Consider the following 22,479-nt stretch of genomic DNA (forward strand, 5'->3'; position numbering starts at 1 on the left):
GCCGTTCAAGCTGGACGCTGGCAGGAGATGATGGCGTGAGCGCTGGCACCCTGTACGTCAATCCCGAGACGCTCGACCACCCTGCGGGGACGCTTGAGGACGTCCCCGCCACCCGTAGGACCATCGCCTCGGACTGCTCAAGCGAAGCAACGACCCAGGCGTTGCTGAGGCTGAGCGGCGAGCGTGACGCCCTTGATGACATTTCAGCCGATATTTCGGCTTTGGCTAACGCGCTCGACGACTTCGGCTACTCCATGGACTCGGTTAAGAACCGGCTCGCGGACGTTATTGACGACGCTACGGCTGCCGGGTTGGTGGTCTCCGGGAGCATCATCCAGGAGCCTGTTAAGGATGACTCCGACGCAGACTACGCAACCAAGAAGGCGACTTATGACACGCTCGACTCGACCCTGTCCTTGATTCGTGCCGACGAGTCCGCAGCGCACGACACGCTCATATCCGCATGCGACTCCCTCAAGAGTGCGGGAGAGTGGTTCCGGGATCAGTTTATCCCCACCTGGGATTCGAGCGGCGTATCCAAGGCGGCAGACATTGCCGACGGTGTTGCGGTTGGTTCTCAATGGGCGATGATCAGAGCGATTTCCGTGTTCCGACCGCGCTACCCGAGTTGGCATCCAGGAGCGGGACGGTTCATGTCGGCAGCGGACCGTTCCAAGATGGGATTACTGGAAACCCTGTTGGCTAAGACTAAAACCACTAATTGGGTAAACAAGCCCTGCGCTCGCGGTACTACGGGTTGGAAGGTGCAGCAGTATGCCGGGAAAGCGGCTCGCGTCACCAAGGGCATAGGCATAGGTGCGGCTGTATTCTCCGGTCTTGTAGGTGGCTACGAGCAGTACCAGAAGGATTCGGCCAACCCCTCAATGGGCGAGGAAGAGAAGTTGGCGCGTGCTGGTACGCAGGCGGTTACGCAGGGAGCCGGCGGTTACGGCGGAGCTTCGGTGGGAGTCCAGGAGGGTATGACCATTGGTGCTGTTGGCGGACCGGTTGGGGTTGCTGTGGGCGGTATTGTTGGCGGAGCGATCGGAGGAATTGCGGGATCTGCTGTCGGCAAAGCGGCAGGAGACTTGTTAAACAAGGGCATAAGTGCTGTAAGCCGCCTATTTTAGTGAGGCAACTGATATCGCTTGGGTGTGATTGATTGTGTGGGCAATTGTGTTTTTCGTATTTGGGGCGGCCTTGTTGGTTCATTGGGTGTTAGCGATGTTCGCCGATACGGGGCCAGGTGAGTTCGCGCGGGGAATAAGTGCGGAGATGGGGGTTAGGAATAACCTTGCTCTCACGATGCCTTCTGGGGCATTGATGTTCCTTTTTGGTGCGGTATTTAATTTCGGGGATCCTGATACGGTGTTCGCGATCGTTTGTGGGTCCATGTCGGCTTTCTTCCTGATAGTTATGGCAGTGAGTTTCCTGCCGATTTCTTTGCCGGCGTGGATGTATCCGGAGTGGCACGTGGAGTGGCGGCGCCGGCGGCGGCGCGAGCGGCTCGCCAGGGAGAACTCGTGGCGTGATACCTCCGGGCTGGGTCCCGGAGAGCCGCCCGAATCGGCATCCGATCGCGAAGCCCGCTCCGCCGGCTCGGCAGCAACGACACCATCCTCTGACTCCTCAGGTGATGACGCATGACCTCGCGACCGAATCCTGACCTGCCTCAAGAGTTCGCGGGCAGCGCCGTGAAAATATCCGCGCCCGCCGGCTGGGCCCCGGTGGACCCCGCAAGTATCCGGCTCTTCCGGTTTAAGGGTGTGTTCGCCGAGTTCGGTCGAAATAACCGTCGAGTTCGGTAGATATGACGATCGAGTTCGGTTGCGGGGCTGGCGGGCCCGGGGGAAGTGTCCAGATTCGGCACGAACGATGTTCCCCCGCCCGGCGTCTCCTACCAGGTCCGCATGATTCCAAGGAATCTGAGGGCGTGCGCTGGGAGGGGCGGGGTGTTTATGTCGATTCTGGACACTTTGGCTCCCAGGTTCCGGCTTGCCGCCCTGGTGTGGTGGGCAGGCCGGGGCCTCCTGGTCGCCGACCCGGCCTCCCCTTGTCCGATCGGCTGGGACGTCTTTGACGACAAACCGGGCCCACAGCCCAGCCGGGAGCGCGGCCCAACCCGGCCCAGCCCAGCCCGGCCGCTGCCATGCCGGCCCGCTGCCAGGCCGGGCCTGGCTGCCGGCGATGCTGGCGACGTCGCGGCCTAGGGGTAGGGCATCTTGACTGTTGACCTTGGGTGCGCCGGCGTCCAAGGCAACCCCACCGGCCCGAGTCAGCACCCCCGCACCCGGACCGTCTAGCTGCGGCTGGACTGTCTGGCTGCGGTTGGACCGTCTGGCTGCGGTTGGACCACCTGAAACGCACTCTCAGACGGTCCAACCGCAGTAACGCGGTCCAAGTACGCGGCAAACAGCCGGCCGGATCCACACCTGGAAGGCCAGGTTGTTTTGGACTTGGGGGATGGCTAGTGTCCTGGATTGTTAATTCCTGGACGGTTGGCTTTGGTGAGGATCTGTTCGGCGGTTTTGGTCCAGGTGAATGGGCAGGGGCTCGGCAAAGTCGTTGGATGGGTGGTGGGTTGTTAGGGTTTTTCGGCGTGTTCACGGGGGCGCGGCGCGACGCTCCGGTGACGATAGGTGGTGCAAACATATCCGCCACTGCTGAGAGGTCGCGCCGCTGTGTCATCATCCACCGCTCCTGCCCTGTCGCGCCAGCCCCTGACAGGGGTGTTCAGTGGGGCCGCAGGCGGAGCTTTAGCGGCTCTTCCGGTTTAGGGGTGTGGTGGTGGGGTGGTCGCGGGTGCGCGTGTCGCAGGGGTGGGTGGGGGTCGAGGTCCCCGATGATTGGTGGTTGCAATCCACTACCGATCACGGAGACCTCGACATGGCCGAGACTACCTTCACTGCTCCTGATCTTGCTAGTTTCCTGGGCCTGGACGCCCTGGGGCTGACCGCCATCGGCGTGTGCCTGGAGCGGGAGCGGGCGCTGGTGGAGTGCCGCCTGGAAGCCTTGGAGGAGGACGCGTTCTGCCGGGTCTGCGGGGCCCAGGGCGCACCGGTGGGGACCGTGACCAGGCGTCTGGCGCACGTGCCGCTGGGCTGGCGGCCCACGCACCTGCTGGTGCGGTTGCGGCGCTGGCGCTGCCAGGGCTGTGGGCGCGTGTGGGTGGCAGGACGCGTCTCGTGCCGTGGCCAAGCGGGCTGTGCTGACCCGGGCGGCCGTGGAGTGGGCGATGCGGGCCGTGGGGGTGGAGTTCATGTCTGTGGCCCGTGTGGCGGCAGGGTTGGGGGTGTCGTGGGACACCGAGGGCGACGCCGTCCTGGAGCGGGCCAAGGACCGCTTGATCAATGATCCTGACCGTTTCAGGGGTGTGGAGGTCATCGGGGTGGACGAGCATATCTGGCGGCACACCCGCAAGGGCGACAAGTATGTCACCGTCATTATTGACCTGACGCCTGTGCGCGACCGGACGGGTCCGTCTCGCCTGCGCGGGCATGGTCGAAGGCCGTTCCAAGCAGGTGCTCAAGCAGTGGCTCCAGGACCAGCCCGAGACGTTCCGCAGGGGCGTGCAGGTGGTGGCGATGGACGGCTTCACGGGCTTTAAGACCGCCGCCGCCGAGGCCCTACCCGGCGCGACGGAGGTCATGGATCCCTTCCATGTGGTGGCATTGGCCGGGGACAAGCTGGATGACTGCCGCAGGCGTATCCAGCGCGAGATCACCGGGCGGCGGGGCCGTAAGGACGACCCCTTGTACAAGGCCCGCAGGCTGCTGCGCACCGGGGCGGGGCTGGTGAGCGACAAGGGCTGGGACCGGCTCGAGCAGCTGTTCGCCGACCCCCACAACACGCCGGTAGAAGTCATGTGGGGCGTATACCAGAAGATCGTGGCCGCCTACCGCACCAAGGGCCCCGCCGAAGGCAAGCAGCTGATGAGCAAGGTCATCGACTCCCTCAAGGCCGGTGTGCCTGACACCCTGGAAGAGCTGAAGTCGCTGGGCAAGACCCTCACCGACAGGCGTGGTGACATCCTGGCCTACTACCGGTCACCCCGGCACATCCAACGGCCCCACCCAAGCAGTCAACGGCCGCCTGGAGCACCTACGCGGCATCGCCCTCGGATTCCGGAACCTGACCAACAAGCGCCATCCGCAGCCTCATCCACGCCGGAGGCTTCAGACAACAGCTACTACACCCTTAAACCGGAAGAGCCAAGTATCCCCGGAGTCTCTGGAGTCCCGGGCCTCGAGACCGCACCCGGCGGTACGGGGTGCGTGGACCTGATCTGTGCCGACAGGCCGGATAGTCCCCGCTTCGCCGAGAACTGCGTAATCACCGTCTCAGGGCTGCCCGTGGATACCTCTGAGGAGGATTGGTTACGGGACTCGACGACGCAGCTCGTCGGCTCCGTGCCGGGCTTTCAGCTTATCGACATCACCGAGTGGGAGCCGGCCGGGCCAGGCCTGCTTCGCTCCGGCGTCTACATCCAGGGCACGGTCTCCGTCACTGCTTTGCAATGGACCTGGATGAGCGAGGCTTCGCGGCGCGGCTTCACCGCAACCTTCTCCTGCCCCACCCGTGACTGCGGTACGGCGGTGGAGCGCTTCCTTGCCATGATTGTCACACTGGAGGAGATCTGATGGCGCGGCTGGAGACGAGCGGATACACCCCGGTGCTAATCCTCAGCGACGCGGAGTGGCTGTCCCTGCGCACCGTGGCGATAGGAGGGCATATTCCGAAAGGCCGCCTCGCCAGGCGGCTGCGCCGCGGTGGCATTCTGGACGATCAGGGCATTACAGCGCCCGCGGCCGCCGCGCTGCACGGAGTCGCTGGTGCCACCCGACACCTCGACGTTGCCAGCTTCGCGCCGGCTCGCCCCGGGCAGCGCGCCGAGGCGTGGATAGGCCCGCAGCGCGCGACCATTGTCAAACATGAGCCGGACGGGTATCACGTATACGGCCTTGACGAGTGCCGAGGTGCCCTCTGTCTTCGCCCAGTTGCTTGACATGCGGCCGCGCTACAACATCGACCTGGGACCGCGGATTCTCCCGCAGTCGGTGTATAGCTTCATCGACTCTGGGGACCTGGATGCCCTGACAGAGGAACTCGCCCGTCTTGCGCGTCAGTTGGATCGCGGCGGTGAGCCGGGACAACTTGGCGGGCCCACGCCGCTGACGGATGGATTCGCCAGCGGCCAGTGGACACTTTCGCTGATTTCCACGAGCACCCCGCACGACGGCAGCTGGGAGGTCGTGGGCTCCATGACGACCATGTCCATCCCCGAATGTCTTTACGAGTTGATTCCCAAGTCCATTGCCGATGCCCTTGAAACAGGCGCATCCCCCGAGGCGGTCTCGCAGATGGCGGCGGAAGAAATGCCCGAGGAACTGGTTTTGGAACGCATCACCTCTCTAGAATTGTGGGTGCGTGTGAGTTCCTGGTTCTTCGCTGCCTAATACGATCCGCGGTGCCGGCGCAGCAGTGGCTCCTCCCAGGCGAGGATGGTGCGCGCCGCCAGGCCTAGGTTGCCTACCTGGCAGTGGGAGGCGCAGCCCTCGGCCGCGGTGAACACGCGGGTGGTCACCGAGCGAGCACCGGTCAGGGTGCGCACCTGCCGGGGCAGCTGGGCCAGGGGAACGTAGTGGTCCTGCGCACCGGCGAGCAGCAGCACGTCCCCGCGCACCTGCTTGGAGACTTCACGGGTGCGCAGCCGCCCGGCAAAGCGGAGGAACTGCGCCGGGGAGTCGGTGCCGGTTACCCGCATCCCCTGCTCCAGCCCCCACTGGACGACGGAGTGCCTACCTGCCAACGCAAGCAGGCGATTCATCAAGCAGCCCGGCATCCCGGCCAGTGCCCGGGTCAAGCGCGACGGCACGGGCGCCGGCTGCCGGATGGCGACGTCGAGGAAGTCGTCCATGACGTCCCAGGCCACCACACGCACGGCTCGCGGCTCGAAGGCGGCGGCCCGGATCACCAACTCTCCACCCAGGGACAGGCCAACCAGCGTGACTTCCTGGAGCCCGAAGTGGTCCAGGACCGCCGACACCGGTCGCTCCCACTCCACCGTGAGCGGCACGCCCTGCTCATCCAGGACCTCGCCCTGAGCGGGGCCCTCGAAGGCGATCACGCGATGCCCCCGCTGTGCGATCGCGGCCAGCAGCGGGAACCACTCCTCAATGTAGGAGTCGAACCCGCCGAAGAGCACCCAGGTGCTGCGAGGCTCCTCGCCCGGCGCCAAGCCCTGGGCGGGCAGGTCGTAGGCGGGGAGATCGGCGGCGCCGAGCTCCCGGTTGGCCGCGCGGGCGGCCCGACCGAGGTGCAGATACGCCTCCACCCAGCCGGCATTTGTGCTTGGTAGCGGTGACAGCGCGCGGATCTCCTCGATCGCGTTGGGCCAATCAGCTCGGCCCAACGCAGCGCCTGGAAGGCGTGGTCGGTGGCGGCCGGGAGCGCCTGCGCGCCCGAATCATGGCGGCGGCGGAGGCCTGCTTCGCCCGCCGCGGCTTCGACGGCGCCTCGATGGACGAGATCGTCGCCGAGGCCGGCATGTCTTCCTCCACCGTCTACCGGTACTTTCCCCAGGGGAAGGAGTCCTTGGTCCGGGCTGTGCTCGGACAGGCGATCAACCCCGTGGTGGACTGGATGGCGGGGCTGCCCGCCGCGGGGGAGCTCCCCCCATTTGAGTCCGCTTTCGTCGACGCCGTCGAGATGGCCTGGAGGTATAAGCGGGAGGCCGCCGACGGTCCTCCCGGCGCTACGGGACAGGGCCGCGGCGGCGAGGCGGCTCAGGCGGGGGCTCGCGCAGTAGCGCGCGCCGAGCTTCAGGTCGCCATCTGGGCCGAGCTGGCGCGCCAGCCGGATCTGCGCGCCGCCAACGCCGAGCACTATGTCCGGTTGCGTGCCGAGATCGTCGGTGCACTCCGGCGGTGGCAGGCACGCGGAGACATCGCCCGGAACCTCGATGCGGAGGCGGTGGCCGCCGTTGTGCACAACGCCGCCATGGGCTTACTGGTGCGGAGAGTCGTGGTCGGCGAGTCCGGCTGGCACGACGACGTCACCGCCACCGCGCATGCCCTGGCCGGCATGCTGAGCGGTTGAGCGGAGTTCGGCTCAGCCGATCAGGGGCCGCTCGGCGGGCATGCGGATTACGCGCCGACGCTCACGCAGTGCCAGCGCCGAGGCAGCGGTCATGGTGCCCACGCGACCGATGAACATCAGCACAATGATCACGTACTTGGCACTCGGCGGCAGGATCGGGGTGATGCCGGTGGACAGCCCCACTGTGGCGAAGGCGCTGATCACCTCGAACAGGATGCGGTCCAGGGTCAGGTCGGTCAGCTCCAACAGCAGCAGCGAAGCCACGCCGACGATGCTGGCGCCAATGAAGGCCACGGCCACGCTCAGCCGCACGGTGGATAGGGTGATGCGTCGACCGAAGGCCTCAATGTCTCTATCGCCGCGGGCCTCGGCCAGAATCGCCAGCACCAGCACCGCGAAAGTGGACACCTTGATGCCGCCCGCAGTCGATGCCGAGCCGCCGCCGACGAACATAAGTGCGTCCTGCAGCAACCAGGTCGATTCATGCATGTGCTCCGGGGCGATGGTCGACAGCCCGGAGGAGCGGGCGTTTACGCTGTTTACCAGAGCGGTCAGAAGCTTCCCGCCGGTAGACAGCGTCCCGTAGGTGTTGGGGTTGTTCCACTCGAAGGCGCCGATTGCGACGGCGGAGAAGGCGCTGAGGGCGGCGTATGTGGTCAGCGTCAACTTGCTGTGCAGGGTCAGTTGGCGGGGACGACGGCGGTTGCGTACTACATCGCGGATCACCGGGAAGCCGACGGCGCCCAGAAAGGTCCCCAGCACTATCGGCAGTCCCACCCACCAGTCCGACGCGTAGGGCGCCAGCCCCTCCGGCATGACCACGAAGCCGGCGTTGTTGAAGATCGACAGCGCCATGAAGAACGCGTACCAGGCGGCGCGTCCGAGGTCGAGACCCAGGGTGAGGAAGCGGGGCAGCAGCACCGCCATGAGTATGGCCTCCACGCCGAAGGCCGTGTAGGCGACGGCGCGCAGCAGCGATATGACGTCGCCCAGCCCCGCCATGTTCTCCGATGCGGCGAGCATGCGCTGGGTCAGCCCAAGGTGCCGGGAGACGGCGAAGGACAGCAGTGAGGCCATGGTCATGATGCCCAGGCCGCCGATGGCGGCGCCGATAATGATGACGAGTTGGCCGAAGGTGGACCAGTAGGAGGCGGTGTCCACGGTGGTCAGCCCGGTCACGCATACGGCCGAGGTGGCCGTGAACAGGGCGTCGACGAAGGGGGCCGGCTCACCGGTGGCGGTGGCGACCGGCAGGCGCAGCAGGGACGCAATGGTGGCCACGATGACGGCGAAGACGGTGATCGCCAGGCGGGCGGGGGAGAAGCGGGCGATGCGGTCGAAGCGGCTGCGCAGTCTCAGGCGGGCCAGCAGGCCGCGTAGGCCGCCGGCGTCTTCCGGGGCGGTCAGTTGACGGTCGGCCTCATCGGGTGCGGTGGGTCGAGTGGGGTCTATGGGCTCGGTGGTGCCCATAAGCGCCTCATTCGCTGTGGCCCGGTCTCGGTCGCTGTGGCGGCCGGCCGTGCGTGCGGCGCCGGCCGTCTCGGGCCGTGTCGGCTTGCTCCTCTGGGGAGACGGCGGCCAGTGGTGTGCTCCGGAGTCGGGGCTCGAGGAAGAGGACACGGGGCCATTGTGGGCCATGGCGTGCCTTAGCGCGTAGTGCGACGAGCCGCTCGCAGGGGGTGTTGTGTCGTGTTTGGAGCCGGCGGGTGTGTGAGATGCGGCGCGCGTGACAAATGGGGTGGGAAAGATCCTGTGCGACAGTTGGGACGCAGGTTATATTGGTGTCGTTACACAACCGCGAGGTGCCGGACGCGGCTCCGGCCCTCACGTGACCACATCGACTTCATGACAGGACACCACAGCCATGGCATCGGGCACCTCGACTCCATCCAGCGCCCCGGGCGCCCCCAGCTTCCTCACCGTTGCGGAAGTCGCCGCTATGTTGCGGGTGTCGAAGATGACCGTGTATCGCATGGTCCACTCCGGCGACCTGCCCGCCATGCAGGTGGGGCGCTCCTTCCGTGTGCCCGAACGTGCGGTTCAGCAGTATCTGGCGGCCGGGTTGGGTGACTGGGGCCACGAGAGCTCCGCGTCGACCGGTTCCTGATACCCGCTACAATCCTGGGGTCACTGCGTGGCCGGTCCCGGCGCCGTCGGCCGCGGGAGCAGGCCGGTAAGAACAACATCGAGGAGCCTTAATGGGATCTGTCATCAAGAAGCGTCGCAAGCGCATGGCCAAGAAGAAGCACCGCAAGCTGCTGCGTAAGACGCGTCATCAGCGTCGCAACAAGAAGTGAAGCGATCTGTGCCCGGGGCCCGTTCCCCGGGCACATACGCATCCGGCCGGATCGCCTAGGAGCACCACATGGCCGTGACCATGCATGACGTTGCCCGCCTGGCCGGGGTCTCGGTGAAGACCGTCTCGAATGTCGTCAATGACTATCCCCACGTGCGTGAGGCCACGCGCGCGAAGGTCCTGGACGCCATTGACAAGCTCGGTTACAAGGTCAATCAGTCGGCGCGTAATCTGCGCCGGGGCTCAACCGGGCTCCTGTGCCTGGCGGTGCCGGAGCTCAAGCTCGCCTATTTCGCCGAACTTGCCGACGCGGTGATCGCCGCCGCCGAGCGTTACGGCCGCACCGTGCTGATAGAACAGACCAACTCCGACAGGGAACGCGAACTGCGGGTGCTGCACAACTCTCGGCAGCACCTGTTCGACGGACTGCTGTTCAGCCCACTGGAACTCGGGCAGGACGACATCGCCCAGTTCCACGTCGACTACCCACTGGTGCTGCTGGGCGAACGCGTCTTCGGAGCGCCCGCGGACCACGTGACCATGGCGAACACCGAGGCCGCCGCCGTCGCCACCGAGCATCTGCTGAACCTGGGGCGCAGACGGATAGCCCTGATCGGCGCCCATGCCGGAGAGGTCGTCGGTTCGGCGGCACTGCGCGAGGCCGGCTACCGGCAGGCGCACACGCAGGCCGCAGTAGAGGTGGATCAGCGCCTCATCCGGGAGGTAGGACTGTGGCACCGTGCCAGCGGGGCCGAGGCCACGCGGCGTCTTATCGCTGAACAGCTGCCCTTCGACGCCGTCTTCGCCCTCAATGACGCCATGGCCATCGGCGTGTTACATGAACTCCTAAGCGCAGGCATCCGAGTTCCCGATCAGGTGGCGGTGATCGGCTTCGACGATGTGGAAGATGCGCAGTACACGCAACCGTCGCTGAGTTCCATCGATCCCGGCCTGGAGTGGATCGCCAGGCGCGCCGTCGATCTACTGGTGGAGCGAGTCGGTGAGCACCGTGCCGGACAAACGCCCGCACCGTACCGCCACGAGGTGGCCCCTTTTCAACTCGTGGGACGCCAGTCGACCGAGTTGTAGCGGCGGTCCGGGCCGGGAAGCACTCCGGCGCGCAGCAACCGCTCCCGGGCAAGCAGTGTCATTGCCGTCAGCGGGAGGCTCACACCAAACAGGACGCCCCACAGCGGCCAGCACCAGGTCACTATCCCGGCAGCCGCAGCCGTTGCCACCATGCCAATGGTTGTGGCCGGCGAGGCCACGGCTACTGCGGCCGCCCGCCGTAGCGTCTCCCGGGTCCCGATGCCGTCCGCGGCGCCGAGCAGGGGGATGGCGTAGCATGCCACTACCATCGCCATGACGGAGATGACGACGACGGGCACCAGCAGCCAGATCAGCATGCCGCGGGCGTGGGAGAGGATGAACAGATCCGCCACGCCCACTATTGCGACCCAGACCAATGGCGCGCCCACACCGGCGGCGGGGCGGAAAGCGGCCCGGTAGATTCCCCAGTAATCCCGCCACAGGTGCATTGAGGGATCCCTTCGGCTGCGTCTTGCCAGCTCATGCACGGCGCAACCCGCCGGGAGGGCCCCGCACAGCACCGCGCCCACGAACAGACCGAGCCACCACAGCAGGTTCAGGGCTGCCAGCTGCGTAGCCACCCGCAACCATCCCATGACGGTGCCGCCCCAGCCCGGCGGGTCGATGCCGACGTCGTGACGTGGCTCGATACGGCCGCGCGTCATGATTCGCGCACCCCCAGCACGACCTGCCCGCCCGCCAGGCCGGCGAAGGAGGTGGAGGAGCGCGTGCGCCACACGACGGCGTCGACTCCGGCTCCGTCCACCGTCAGGGCGGCCCGCATTCCGCCCTGATCCGCGGGTGTCGGCAGCGGGGAAACCAGGCGCACCTGGCCCTGCCCGGGGTGGGCGGGGCCAGATGAGGACGCATCCAGGCGCCATATCCACCACCTTCGCTCCGGCTCGGCCGGGTCCAGGGGGAGCAGCGGCTGAGCGTCGTACTCCACGGGGCTGGCCACCGGCCAGCCGCCGCTGGTCAGGGCCAGGCGCCGCACCTGCGCCCGATGGCGGCGCGGTTGGGCGCCGTCGCGGATGTGGTGAACCAGGAGCATGCCGTCGGCGGTGAACAGGTGGTTGGAGTGTCCGGGGGCCAGCAGGATCTGTCCCGAGGGTAGTACCAGGGATCCGAGGATCTTGATGCCGCCGTCCACGGCGTCGTCGTCCTGGGAGCCCAGGAGGCGGCCTGCAGCGTCAAGGAAGGGCCCCTCGGGGTATTCAGAGCGAGCGACCCGAATGTTGTAGGTGTCGAACAGGGAGTCGAACGAGCAAATCAGCAGGTAGCGCCCGGTTTCCGCGTCATACCACATGTGTGAGCCCTCAATGGGGCCGTTCTCGGCGGTGGTGCGGCGGCACACGGGTACCCCGAGTTCACCGGGACGGCTGGGCAGCCCCCGCTCATCCAGGGCTATCAGCCGCAGTCCGCCGAAGAAGGAGCCGTAAAGCATCAGGTCCTCGCCCTCGCGGGTGCGGACTATGGCGGCGTCGATGGCATTGACGGGATCCTCGGCGCGCGTGCGCACCACCGGCCCCAGATCCGTCCAGGGGCCCTCCAGGCTCTCGGACACCGCCAGGCTTATGCACGAGCGCCGTGAGCCGAAGGTGGAGGCGGAGTAGTACATGCGGTACTCGCCGTTACGCTCTACGACGTCGGGCGCCCAGATGCCCTGCGCCCCGGACCACTGCTGGGCGGATGCGGGCACCCCGTCGAAGGCGTGCCCCACCCACTGCCAGTGCACCAGGTCGTCGGAGCGGCGGACCTGCACGCCGACCCCGGGCGATCCCGCAACCTCGGTGTCGGTGGAGAACATGTAGTAGCGCCCCTCGCGGGAGCGGATGATAGCCGGGTCATGGGCTCCCCAGGTGCCCGGGTTGCGCCTGGCCCAGGCGCTCGTCTCCTCCGCTCCGGTCGGTGCGGGAGCAGACGCGGCGACGGCTGCGCACTGTGCATCCGTCATCGGTCACGCCTTGGTACCGGTAAGGGCCACAGATTCGATGATCTGACGTTGGAAGACCAGGAAGATCACGAATATGGGCAGCAGTGCGACGATGGATGCCGCCATGATCAGCGGGTAGTCGGACTGAATGGCGTAGTTGGAGTTGAAATTGGCGATTACCAGCTGCAGCGTCAGCTTCTCGGGGCTGTTGAGGTAAATGGTCGGCGCCAGGTAGTCGTTCCACACGCCCATGAACCACAGGATGAATTGGGCCGCGATGGCCGGGCGGATCAGCGGCAGGATCATGCGGAAGAAGATCTGCGGGAAGGAGGCGCCGTCCACCCGGGCCGCCTCAATTAGCGAGTCCGGGGTGGAGGTCAGGTACTGGCGCAGGAAGAAGATCATCATGATGTTGCCGAACATGCCGGGCACGATCAGCGGCAGCAGGGTGTCCACCCAGCCGGCGCGGGAGAACATCATGAACTGCGGGATCATGAGCGTAGGGAAGGGGATCATCATCCCGGACAGCAGCAGGAGGAACAGCGTGTTCTTGCCGGGCAGCCGCATCTTGGCGAAGGCGAAGGCCGCCAGTGCTGAGGTGAAGGAGCCCACGATTGTCACCGAGAGTGAGACGATCAGGCTGTTCTTGATGCCGCTGGCCAGCGGCCCCTCGGTCCAGATGCGTGCGTAGGAGTCCCAGTGCACGGGGCTGGGAATCCATTCGGGCGGGAGCGCGAAGACGCCCTCCTTATCCTTCAGCGAGGTGGTGAGCATCCACAGCAGCGGGGCGATCATGATGACCGCACCGACTGCCAGCAGGAGGGTGATCCAAATATTGGTGATGGTGTAGCGGGTCTTGGCCTTCATGGGGGTGTTGCTACTCTGCTTGAGAATCTGCATGGTCGCCTCATTCGACGCTGAACGCGTTGCGTGCGTTCATGCGCATCTGGATCGCGGTGATGATGAAGATGAGCACGCCCAGTACGAGCGCCATCGAGGTCGCGTAGCCCATCTGCAGGTTTTTGAAGGCCTTCTGCCAGATGTACCAGACTATGGTTGCGGCGGAGTACTCCGGGCCGCCGGTGGGCGTCATAATGTTGATCTCGGTGAACATCTGGGAGCCGTTGATGATGCTGGTGACGATCAGGAAGAAGGTCACCGGGCGCACCATCGGCAGCGTGATGGAGGTGAACTTGCGCAGCGAGCCGGCGCCGTCGAGTTCGGCGGCCTCATACAGTGACTTGGGGACCGACTGGATGGCGGCTAGGTACAGCAGCATGGAGTAACCCAGGCCCTTCCAGACGGACATGATGATAATCGCCGGCTTGACCGTGGCGGTGTTCTGTAGCCAGTTGGGGCCCCGGATGCCGACCAGATCCAGCACCTGGTTGACCAGGCCGTAATCGCCGTTATAGGCCCACTGCCACAGGATCGCGATGGCCGCCAGGGAGGAGATCACCGGGATGTAGTAGACCGTGCGGAAGAAGGTGCGTCCGGGGAGTCTGCGGCTCAGGGCCATGGCCAGCAGCAGGGACAGCACCAGCCCGATGGGTATGCCCAGCATGTAGAAGAAGGTGTTCAGCAGCGTCTTGCGGAAGTAAGGGTCGGAGGCGATGGCGATGAAGTTGTCCAGTCCGACGAAACGAGGGGCAGACAGTCCGTTCCATGAAGTGAAGGAGGCGTAGACGGAATAGCCCAGTGGAAAGAGGGTGAACAGCAGAAAACCGATGACCGGGGCGGCTACGAAGACCGCCGCCCAGCGGTGCTCACTGTGGTGCAGAGTGGATTTGCGTCCTTGCGTGGGGCGTTGCATGGTCAGAACCTTCGGCGGCGTTCAGGCCGGTGAGCTCCAGCCTGAACGCATTGGTGGATCAGGTCGCCGACTCAGGCGCCGGCCTGGGCTTGTTTGGCGGCCTGGACGGCGGCGTCGAGTTTGGCCTGCATGGTGGGCTGGACCTCGGCGCAGTACTCGGCGGCGGTCTTGTTCCCATCCAGGACCGGTTGGATATTGGTGAAGAATTCGTCGTACCACTCGGGGCTCCAGGTGACGGCGCCGGGCAGCGGGCGCCCGTCGGTTTCGACGATCTGGAGGAACTCCTCCTTATTGGCGGGCGCGGTTTCGGTGTCGGCCGCGTACTCGTTCTTGGCGTAGTCGATGAGGTTGGGGATCTGGATGCCTGCGTCAACCAGTTGCCTCTGGCAGTCCGGGTCCGCGGACAGGTAGGCCACCAGTTTGGCGGCGAGCTCGGGGTGCTTGGTACCGGAGGACACCGCAATACCCAGTGAACCGATGTAGGTGGACGGCTTGCCGGTCTTGCCGGCGGGGAAGGGGATCAGGTCCCATTCAAAGTCCAGCTCTTGGTAGGTGGACACGTCCCAGGGGCCGACCGGGAAGAATCCGATCTGTCCGCGCATCCAGCGCTGGTAGGTGTCCATGGTCTGTGCCTGGGCGATGGAGGGGGTGATGCCGTGGACATTCTGCATGTCGGCGAAGAACTGGAGCGCCTCGGCGAACTCCGGGGTGTCCACGGTGACTTCGGTGTGTTCCTCATTGCACCAGTCTGCGCCGTTGGACCACACGAAGGCCTGCAGACACCAGTTGACGTTCAGGCCGGTGCCCCACTGGTCGAGCTCGCCATCGCCGTCGGTGTCCCGGGTGAGCCGCTGGCAGACCTTTACGAACTCCTCCCAGGTGTAGGGCACGTCCTTGTCTGGCAGTTCGAGCCCGGCGGCCTCGAACATGGTCTTGTTGTAGCCAAAGGCGAAGGGGCCCACATCCTTGGGCAGACCGTAGATCCGCCCCTGGCCCACCTGGCTGCCGTCATAGCGGTAGGAGTCCACGCCGTAGGCCCAGATGTTGTCCAGGTCCACGTCGCCGAGCATGTCGGTGATGTCCATGACGATGCCATTGGAGGCGAAGGACATGACCGAGCCCTGCTCCAGGTAGAAGACATCGGGAACCTGGTTGCCGGTGATGGCGGCCTGCAGCTTGGTGGAGTACTGGTCGGGATCGGTGGTGATGACCTTGACGGTGCAGTTGTTGGCCTTTGAGAAGTTGTCGATGGCGATCTGGTAGGCGGCCTTCTCATCCGCGCCGCCGCGGAACATGTAGGTCAGTTCCGGGGCGCCGGAGTCGGAGGCGCCGCCGGAGGAGCAGCCCGCCAGGGACCAGGCCCCGGCCAGTGCGCCCGCGGTCAGGGTGAGGCGGTTGAAGGAGCGGCGGGAGAGCATCCGGTGCTTCGTCATTGAAGTACTCCGTTCGGGAGGGGCGGGGCAATCGGCCCGCTTGATTTACAACGTTAGAAATTATGGCACGTGACAAGGGTTCCGTCAAGCATCGGTTTACGTTGAAATAGCAGGCAATGATGCGTTCCTTGACGGATGGGCAGGAGGGGCGAGAGACTGTCTGCAACGATGTATCTCTCGGTTGGGCCATCACCCCGCAACGGTGGCGTGCCCGGCGGCGGCACATCCGGCAGTTCACCGGCGAACACACTGGGGAGAAGACCATGAGGCGACGTTCCCTCCTGGCTGCGGGAGTTGTACTGGCATCCCACGCCGCGCTCGGCGGCATTGGCGGCTGTTCCGCCCCGGAGGGGGACGCAGCCGCCCCGGGGCCGGCGGCCTTCCGACCGACGTTGACCGGGGACCTGACGGCCCACGATCCGGCACTGCTGCTGGATGAACACGGCCTGCCGCTGGCCGTCTTCTCCACCGGAGATCCAGCCTTAGCCGGCGGCGCCGTCCTGGTCAGCCTAAGCCACGACGGAGGAACCACCTGGGGTGATCGAATCGGCGCCTGGCACCTCGGCGATGAACCGACGTGGACCCACGATGCAGTTCCCGGGCTGACGAACTACTGGGCCCCGGACGTGGTCCGCCTCGACAGCGAAATCCGCCTGTATTACGCCGTGTCCACCTTCGGTTCCTCCCGCTCAGCCATCGGCCTCATGGCCAATGCGTCCTTCGATCCGAGCCAGCCCCAGGCCGGCTGGGAGGACCGCGGCGTGGTGCTCACCTCCGGCGACGGCGAGGGCTACAACGCGATCGATCCCTCAGTCCTGACCGACGCCGACGGGCGCACCTGGATGGCCTTCGGCTCCTTCTGGGACGGGATATTCGCCGTCGAGCTCGGGCAGGACGGGCTGCGAGCGGACCCCGCCGCCGCCCCCGTCCACCTGGCCGATCGTGGCACCGCCCTGAATGATGTGGAAGGGGCGGCCTTAGCACGCCACAACGGGTGGTACTACCTGTATGTCTCCTTCGGCACCTGCTGCCGGGGGACGGGCTCGACCTACCAGACCGCTGTGGGCCGCTCCAAGACGATTACCGGACCCTATGTGGACCGGGCGGGAGTCGGCCTGCTGGAAGGCGGCGGCACGGTGGTGCTGAGCAGCCGGGGGAGCATGATCGGCCCCGGCGGCGGCGCCGTGGCCGGGGACTGGCTGGTCCACCACTACTACGACGCCGAGAACGGCGGCGCCCCCACGCTGGCGCTGCGCCGGCTCGCCTGGGACGATGACTGGCCCGTGCTGCTGACCGACCGGGAGCTGCACTCGGAAGAATGGGCCTATCCGCCTGAATGACTCGAGCGGGCGCGGGTCGCCTATCCTGCTCCCGCAAGCACTACTTGAGCGGAGCACATATGCCATCTACCCCCAGCGCTGACCGTACCGGCCTGAGCACGCCAGGGTCGCCGTCGGGCACCGAGGAGTGCGCCATGCCGGCATCCATCCACGCCGATCCCGCCGACTGGCCCGCGCCCGTCCCGGCCCTGGCTCGCCCACTGGGCACGGACGCCTCCCGCGGCTCAACTCCGAGCCTGGCCGAGCTGACCACCCTGCGGGTGGGCGGCTCGGTCGGAAGCTATGTCGAGGCCCGCACCGAGGCCGAGCTCATTGACACCGTCCGCCAGGCCGACGCCGACGGCACCCCCCTGCTGGTGATCGGCGGCGGCTCGAATATCCTGGCCGCCGACATGGGCTTCGCCGGCGTGGTGGTGCGAGACGCCCGCCAGCAGGTGGCCCTGAGCGCTGACGACCGCTGCGGTGGCGTGGAGTTCACCGTCACCGCCGGCACCACCTGGGACGACCTGGTGCGTGAGGCCATCGCCAGCCAGTGGGGCGGTTTCGCCCCCCTGTCGGGGATTCCCGGAACCGTTGGCGCCGCTCCGGTGCAGAACATCGGCGCCTACGGTGCGGAGGTCGCCGAGTTGCTCGCCTCCGTACGCGCCTGGGACCGGGCCGCCGGACAGCCCGTCCAGCTCCCACTGGCCCGCCTGCACCTGAGCTACCGCGACTCCGATCTCAAACGCTCCCTGACCGACGCCGTCGTCGGTGGCGGCCGCACCTGGGGACCCACGGGCCGCTGGGTGGTGCTGTCGGTGACCTTCTCGGTTCGGGCGGCCTCCCTGTCAGCCCCCATCGCCTACGCCCAGTTGGCCAGCACGCTCGGCGTCGAAGTGGGCGAAAGGGTGGATGCCCGCGCCGTGCGTGATGCGGTGCTTGAGTTGCGCCGCTCCAAGGGCATGGTGTTGGAAAGTGCCGACCATGACACCTGGTCCGCCGGCTCCTTCTTCACCAATCCGATCCTGTCTCAGGACCAGGCCAATGCCCTTCCCGCCGACGCCCCCCGCTTCCCGGTCACCGACCACTCCCTGGCGGTTGCGGGCACCCGGCGGGCTCCCGTCGTCGAGGGGCTGGTGAAGACCTCCGCGGCCTGGCTGATCGACCACGCCGGATTTGGAAAGGGCTTTGCCCTGCCAACACCCGGGACGGAGCCGGCCGCTAGCCTGTCTACCAAGCACGTGCTAGCCCTTACCAACCGCGGTCATGCCCGCGCCGCCGACCTTACTGCGTTGCGCGACGCCGTCGTCGCCGGCGTGCACGAGCGCTTCGGGGTGACCCTCGTGCCCGAGCCGGTGCACGTGGGCTTCTAGAGCCGGCAGGCGCGGGCCGCGACCATCCGCGCGCTGCGCGGGCCGCCGGATCGGGCAGGTGGCCCGGAACTCAGTCGTCCGCCGCCAGCCAGGCATCCACCTGCGCCAGCCACTCCCGTTTGGATGCGGGCGAGGCCAGGCAGGCGCGGATGGAGCCGCGTGCCAGCTCCGCCAGCGCGATGTCATCCAGCCCCAGATCCCGGGCGATCTGGTACTGGTCCACCAGGCGGGACTGGAACAGCAGGGGGTCATCCGCTCCCAGTGCCACCTGGGCGCCGTGCTCTAACAACACCGGCAGCGGAATGTCGCCCGGCTCCCGGTACACGCCCAGGCACACGTTCGAGGCCGGACACACCTCCAGGCTGATACCGGCGGCAACCACCGCGTCCAACAGCCGCGGGTCCTCACTGGTGCGGATCCCGTGACCCAGCCGGGTGGGGCCGAGCGCGGAGACCACAGCACGCACGTGCTCCGGGCCCAGCAGCTCCCCGCCGTGGGGCAGCGAGGCCAGGCCGGCGCGCCGGGCTATTGCGAAGGCCGGTCCCCAGGATGCCGTCAGGCCCGCACGCTCGTCATTGGACAGCCCGAATCCGACGACGGTGCCCGGCTCATCCCCGGCATAACGGGCCGCCAGGCGGGCCAGGGTGCGTGCCTCCAACGGGTGGCGCATACGGGAGGCGGCCACAATCACCGCCACCTCGACCCCGGACAGGACGGTGGCCTGCTTGGCGGCGTCCAGGATGATTTCCAGCACCGGGGTGATACCGCCCACGAAGGGGGCGTAGGAGGTCGGGTCCACCTGGATCTCCAGCCGACGTGATCCTTCGGCGGCGTCGTCCAGCGCTGCTTCCAGCACCAGGCGGCGCATGATCTCCTCGGTGACCACCAGGCGGCGGGCGGTGTCGTAAGCTCGTTGGAAGCGGAACCAGCCGCGATGATCGGCGGGCACGTGCAGCGGATCGCCGTCCAAGAACGAGGTGGGCAGTCGGGTCCGCGCCGAGGAGGCGAGCTCGACCAGTGTCTCCAGTCGCATAGAACCCGTGAAGTGCAAGTGCAGGTGCGCCTTGGGCAGGGCGGACAGGTCGCGCATGGCGGGATTGTGCCACTATCGGCACCACAATCCGTCAACCGCCGACCGACAGGCGCAGCAGGCGGCGCCACAGTGAGGCAGACTGTTCCCATGAGCACCGTCATGGCCGGTCACGAGCCCGAGGAGGTCGCCCTGTTGACGGGCGCGCGCGCCGCCTCCGTGCTGGCGGCCGCACTCGCCCCGGCCGGGCAGCAGCTCATGAGCTGGGAGGTCCACTCGGTGCACCACCGGCCGGGAGCCGGCGTCTCGGTCGGCTACACCGCCGTCGTCGCCGGGCCGGACGGCTCACGCACCACCGAGTACCTGTGCGCCACAACCGCGCGCCTGTCCGATCCGCAGGCCGCCGGCCTAACCCGGGTGGCGCCCACCGGCGGGGACGGACCAGCGGTGCACGTCTGGCGACACCCGGCTGATCCCGAGTTGCCCGCGCTCGCGGTCGCCTGCACGCCCTCGCTGCTGTCCCAGCGGCTGGGTGCCCCCGTCAAGGCCACCATGGTCGCCTACCGTCCCACCCGCCGCGCTGTGGTGCGCGTGACCTACCCGGACTCCTCCACCGCATACGCCAAGGTGCTGCGCCCGAGTCAGTCCGCGGCCTTCGCCGACCGGCACCGCATGCTTGGTGCCGCGGGAGTTCCCGCGCCCGACGTTTTGCGCGATGACCCGGACGGGCTCGTACTGTTGTCCACCGGCCGCGGTGTGGCCCTGTCCGGGCTGCTGTCGCGCGGTATGGATGAGGCTCAGGCCACGCGTGTGTTCAACGGGCTGATCGCGCTGCTGGACTCCCTGCCGGTCTCCGCCCTGCAACTGGTCGCCCACCCGGCCTGGTCCGAACGCGCCCGCCACTACGCCCATGCCGCCGCCACCGTGTTGCCCGAACATCTGGCTCGCGCTCGCGCCGTCGCGGAGGGCGTGGAGCAGCTGATGGCGGCCTCCGACCCGGGGCCGGTGGTGCCCGTGCACGGTGACTTCTACGAGGCGAATGTGCTCATGGATGGGGAACGGGTCGCCACGCTGCTTGATGTGGACTCCCTCGGCCCCGGACGACGCGTGGACGACCTTGCCTGCCTGCTGGGGCATGTCAGCGTCCTGGATCACCTGGCGCCCGCGTCCTACCCGCATCTGCGGCCCGTCCTGGAGACGTGGACGCGCCTGTCCGAGCGGCAGGTGGACCCGGTGGCGCTGCGGGCCCGCTGCGCCGGTGTGGTGCTCTCCCTGGTGGCCGGGGCGCGTCGGGAGGACGGCGGGCCCTGGCGTGCCGATGCCGAGGGGCGCCTGGCCCGCGCCGAGTCCTGGCTGGCGCAGGCCCGGGAGACACAGGCGCGACGCGGTGCCCACTGAGCCGGTGGGCCGCGGGCGGAACCACGTTGTGGACAGGCGCATACCCAAAACCGCCGACGCGCATACCCTTCCGCCGCGCCGGTGTCCGCCGGTGGAAAGGCAGAATCCATGTTTCCCACATCCTTAACCGCTTTAACCAGCCCCGAACCATTGGCCGTATACGCGCAGGGGCCCGCCCCGACGGGCTTGAGCCAGGCGCTTTCCGCAGCCGATGACTTCCTGTGGGGACCCTGGCTCCTGATCCCGCTGCTGCTGGGCACCGGTATCTGGCTGACCATCCGCCTGCGCGTCGTGCAGCTGCGCAAGCTGTTCCCGGCGCTGCGTTTCGCCCTGTTGGATCGCAGCGACGGCGAGGCAAACACCGCCGAGGGCGATATCTCCCACTACCAGGCGCTGACCACGGCGCTGGCCGCAACCGTCGGTGTGGGAAACATCATCGGCGTGGCCACCGCCATCCACCTGGGCGGTCCCGGAGCCCTGTTCTGGATGTGGGTGACGGCCTTCTTCGGCATGGCGTCGAAGTACTCCGAGGCCTTCCTCGCCGTGCGCTTCCGCATCACCGACGCCAACGGGCAGAAGTCCGGCGGGCCCCAGTATTACTTGCAGCATGCCATCAAGGGGCGTGTGGGTGTGATGCTGTCGGTGTTCTTCGCCGTCTCCACGCTTCTGGCATGCTTCGGTATCGGCTCCATGACCCAGTCCAATTCGGTGGCGGCACAGCTGGAGCACTCCTTCGGAGCGGATCCGGCGCTGGTAGGAATCACCATGGCCGTGGCCATCGGAGGTGTGCTGCTGGGCGGTATCGAGTCCATTGGCCGTGTTACGGCGGCCTTTGTGCCCATGATGATTGTCTTCTACGTGGGTGGGTGCCTGTACATCCTCGCCGTTAAGATCACCGCGATTCCCGCCGCCCTGGGGATGGTGATCGCGGATGCCTTCACCGGGCACGGCGCCGTGGGCGGATTCGCCGGCTCAACCATGCTCATGGCGCTCAAGTTCGGGATGGCCCGGGGCATCTTCTCCAATGAGTCCGGCATGGGCTCGGCCGCAATCGCGGCCGCGGCCGCGAAGACCAACCACCCGGTTCGGCAGGGACTGGTGTCCATGACCCAGACCTTCATTGACACCTTCGTGGTGGTCACCTGCACCGGCCTGGTGGTGCTGTCAACCGGCGCCTGGACCGGCAGCGACCCGGCCACCATGACCGCCACCGCCTTCACCACTGGCCTGCCGGGCCAGTGGGGCCACTACATCGTGTCGGTGTCCCTCATCTTCCTGGGCTGTTCGACGATCCTGGGCTGGGCCTACTACGGCGAGCGCTGCATTGTGCGGCTGGTGGGAGTGCACGGTGTGCTGCCCTTCCGTCTGCTTTTCACCGTGCTGATCTTTCTGGGCACCGTCACCAGCCTGGATGATGTGTGGGCCCTTGCGGACATCGCCAACGGACTCATGGCCATCCCGAACCTGATCGGCCTGGTGCTGCTGTCCGGCCTGATCGTACGCGAGACCAAGGCCTACCTGGTCCAGGACCCATACCTGCGGCGCCCCGGAGACGAGTTCACCTCCGTCCCGGAGGATGCCGAGACCGCGGTGGAGGCCTGAGCGGGCCGCTGAAGTCCCATTCGGGCCGCTGAAGTCCCATTCGGGCCGTGATCCTCTTAGACCGCCTGAGAGTGCGTTTCCGGCGGTCCAAACCG

General features: G+C 66.9%; 20 protein-coding genes and 1 pseudogene. 13 read left to right on the forward strand and 8 right to left on the reverse strand.

Annotation, left to right across the window (positions count from 1 at the left end):
• Nucleotides 1–35 precede the first annotated feature (35 nt).
• The 5 genes and pseudogenes from CWT10_RS03210 (at nucleotide 36) to CWT10_RS17250 (ending at nucleotide 5,456) form a co-directional block, all read left to right on the forward strand.
• A complete protein-coding gene (locus CWT10_RS03210) occupies nucleotides 36–1,130 on the forward strand; it encodes a hypothetical protein (RefSeq protein ID WP_103063807.1) in 1,095 nt (364 codons plus the stop codon).
• A 1,756-nt stretch (nucleotides 1,131–2,886) separates the two neighbouring features.
• Nucleotides 2,887–4,201: pseudogene (locus CWT10_RS03215) on the forward strand (ISL3 family transposase).
• Between the two features lie 151 nt (nucleotides 4,202–4,352).
• Nucleotides 4,353–4,640, forward strand: a complete 288-nt coding sequence (locus CWT10_RS03220) for a hypothetical protein (protein ID WP_128683256.1) — start codon at nucleotides 4,353–4,355, stop codon at nucleotides 4,638–4,640.
• A complete protein-coding gene (locus tag CWT10_RS17245) occupies nucleotides 4,640–5,005 on the forward strand; it encodes a hypothetical protein (RefSeq protein WP_233188264.1) in 366 nt (121 codons plus the stop codon). Before CWT10_RS03220 ends, CWT10_RS17245 begins: the two co-directional genes overlap by 1 nt.
• A complete protein-coding gene (locus CWT10_RS17250; RefSeq protein ID WP_233188262.1) occupies nucleotides 4,977–5,456 on the forward strand; it encodes a hypothetical protein in 480 nt (159 codons plus the stop codon). Before CWT10_RS17245 ends, CWT10_RS17250 begins: the two co-directional genes overlap by 29 nt.
• Here CWT10_RS17250 and CWT10_RS03230 read toward each other — a convergent pair.
• The gene (locus tag CWT10_RS03230; protein WP_103063805.1) at nucleotides 5,453–6,412 is read right to left on the reverse strand and encodes an alpha/beta fold hydrolase; all 960 of its coding nucleotides are present in this window, start codon (nucleotides 6,410–6,412) and stop codon (nucleotides 5,453–5,455) included. The two genes, CWT10_RS17250 and CWT10_RS03230, sit on opposite strands and share 4 nt — an antisense overlap.
• A gap of 17 nt (nucleotides 6,413–6,429) precedes the next feature.
• Here CWT10_RS03230 and CWT10_RS03235 point away from each other — a divergent pair, with 17 nt between their 5' ends.
• Complete coding sequence (locus CWT10_RS03235) at nucleotides 6,430–7,098, forward strand: TetR/AcrR family transcriptional regulator (RefSeq protein ID WP_233188260.1); 669 nt, start codon at nucleotides 6,430–6,432, stop codon at nucleotides 7,096–7,098.
• Between the two features lie 12 nt (nucleotides 7,099–7,110).
• On the opposite strand, the gene CWT10_RS03240 is transcribed toward CWT10_RS03235, so the two are convergent.
• Nucleotides 7,111–8,736: a TrkH family potassium uptake protein gene (locus CWT10_RS03240; RefSeq protein WP_416171720.1), complete on the reverse strand. Its 1,626-nt coding sequence runs from the start codon at nucleotides 8,734–8,736 to the stop codon at nucleotides 7,111–7,113.
• Between the two features lie 226 nt (nucleotides 8,737–8,962).
• Between CWT10_RS03240 and CWT10_RS03245 the strand changes: the two genes are divergently transcribed.
• The 3 genes from CWT10_RS03245 to CWT10_RS03255 all read left to right on the forward strand — a co-directional run bounded on the left by CWT10_RS03245 (nucleotide 8,963) and on the right by CWT10_RS03255 (nucleotide 10,483).
• On the forward strand, nucleotides 8,963–9,205 hold the full coding sequence (locus CWT10_RS03245; RefSeq protein ID WP_103063803.1) for a helix-turn-helix domain-containing protein: 243 nt from the start codon (nucleotides 8,963–8,965) through the stop codon (nucleotides 9,203–9,205).
• Between the two features lie 91 nt (nucleotides 9,206–9,296).
• On the forward strand, nucleotides 9,297–9,395 hold the full coding sequence (locus CWT10_RS03250) for a 30S ribosomal protein bS22 (RefSeq protein ID WP_003792170.1): 99 nt from the start codon (nucleotides 9,297–9,299) through the stop codon (nucleotides 9,393–9,395).
• A 68-nt stretch (nucleotides 9,396–9,463) separates the two neighbouring features.
• A complete protein-coding gene (locus CWT10_RS03255) occupies nucleotides 9,464–10,483 on the forward strand; it encodes a LacI family DNA-binding transcriptional regulator (RefSeq protein ID WP_103063802.1) in 1,020 nt (339 codons plus the stop codon).
• Here CWT10_RS03255 and CWT10_RS03260 read toward each other — a convergent pair.
• The 5 genes from CWT10_RS03260 to CWT10_RS03280 all read right to left on the reverse strand — a co-directional run bounded on the left by CWT10_RS03260 (nucleotide 10,450) and on the right by CWT10_RS03280 (nucleotide 15,662).
• The gene (locus CWT10_RS03260; RefSeq protein WP_158247682.1) at nucleotides 10,450–11,148 is read right to left on the reverse strand and encodes a DUF624 domain-containing protein; all 699 of its coding nucleotides are present in this window, start codon (nucleotides 11,146–11,148) and stop codon (nucleotides 10,450–10,452) included. The two genes, CWT10_RS03255 and CWT10_RS03260, sit on opposite strands and share 34 nt — an antisense overlap.
• Nucleotides 11,145–12,437: an arabinan endo-1,5-alpha-L-arabinosidase gene (locus CWT10_RS03265; protein WP_103063800.1), complete on the reverse strand. Its 1,293-nt coding sequence runs from the start codon at nucleotides 12,435–12,437 to the stop codon at nucleotides 11,145–11,147. Before CWT10_RS03265 ends, CWT10_RS03260 begins: the two co-directional genes overlap by 4 nt.
• Before the next feature lie 3 nt (nucleotides 12,438–12,440).
• Nucleotides 12,441–13,316, reverse strand: coding sequence for a carbohydrate ABC transporter permease (locus CWT10_RS03270; protein ID WP_199176369.1), 876 nt, complete (start codon nucleotides 13,314–13,316; stop codon nucleotides 12,441–12,443).
• Nucleotides 13,317–13,323: 7 nt separating this feature from the next.
• A complete protein-coding gene (locus CWT10_RS03275; RefSeq protein ID WP_103063799.1) occupies nucleotides 13,324–14,229 on the reverse strand; it encodes a carbohydrate ABC transporter permease in 906 nt (301 codons plus the stop codon).
• A 71-nt stretch (nucleotides 14,230–14,300) separates the two neighbouring features.
• On the reverse strand, nucleotides 14,301–15,662 hold the full coding sequence (locus tag CWT10_RS03280) for an ABC transporter substrate-binding protein (RefSeq protein WP_199176368.1): 1,362 nt from the start codon (nucleotides 15,660–15,662) through the stop codon (nucleotides 14,301–14,303).
• Nucleotides 15,663–15,925: 263 nt separating this feature from the next.
• On the opposite strand from CWT10_RS03280, the gene CWT10_RS03285 reads away from it, so the two are divergent.
• A complete protein-coding gene (locus tag CWT10_RS03285) occupies nucleotides 15,926–17,002 on the forward strand; it encodes an arabinan endo-1,5-alpha-L-arabinosidase (protein ID WP_158247681.1) in 1,077 nt (358 codons plus the stop codon).
• 134 nt (nucleotides 17,003–17,136) lie between these two features.
• Complete coding sequence (locus CWT10_RS03290; RefSeq protein ID WP_233188257.1) at nucleotides 17,137–18,354, forward strand: UDP-N-acetylmuramate dehydrogenase; 1,218 nt, start codon at nucleotides 17,137–17,139, stop codon at nucleotides 18,352–18,354.
• A gap of 70 nt (nucleotides 18,355–18,424) precedes the next feature.
• Here CWT10_RS03290 and CWT10_RS03295 read toward each other — a convergent pair whose 3' ends face one another.
• On the reverse strand, nucleotides 18,425–19,444 hold the full coding sequence (locus tag CWT10_RS03295; protein ID WP_103063796.1) for an adenosine deaminase: 1,020 nt from the start codon (nucleotides 19,442–19,444) through the stop codon (nucleotides 18,425–18,427).
• A 90-nt stretch (nucleotides 19,445–19,534) separates the two neighbouring features.
• On the opposite strand from CWT10_RS03295, the gene CWT10_RS03300 reads away from it, so the two are divergent.
• Complete coding sequence (locus tag CWT10_RS03300; RefSeq protein WP_103063795.1) at nucleotides 19,535–20,782, forward strand: phosphotransferase; 1,248 nt, start codon at nucleotides 19,535–19,537, stop codon at nucleotides 20,780–20,782.
• Between the two features lie 108 nt (nucleotides 20,783–20,890).
• Complete coding sequence (locus CWT10_RS03305; RefSeq protein WP_103063794.1) at nucleotides 20,891–22,384, forward strand: alanine/glycine:cation symporter family protein; 1,494 nt, start codon at nucleotides 20,891–20,893, stop codon at nucleotides 22,382–22,384.
• Nucleotides 22,385–22,479: the final 95 nt, after the last annotated feature.

The sequence above is a fragment of the Actinomyces qiguomingii genome, assembly GCF_004102025.1.
In the GTDB taxonomy this organism is placed as follows: domain Bacteria; phylum Actinomycetota; class Actinomycetes; order Actinomycetales; family Actinomycetaceae; genus Actinomyces; species Actinomyces qiguomingii.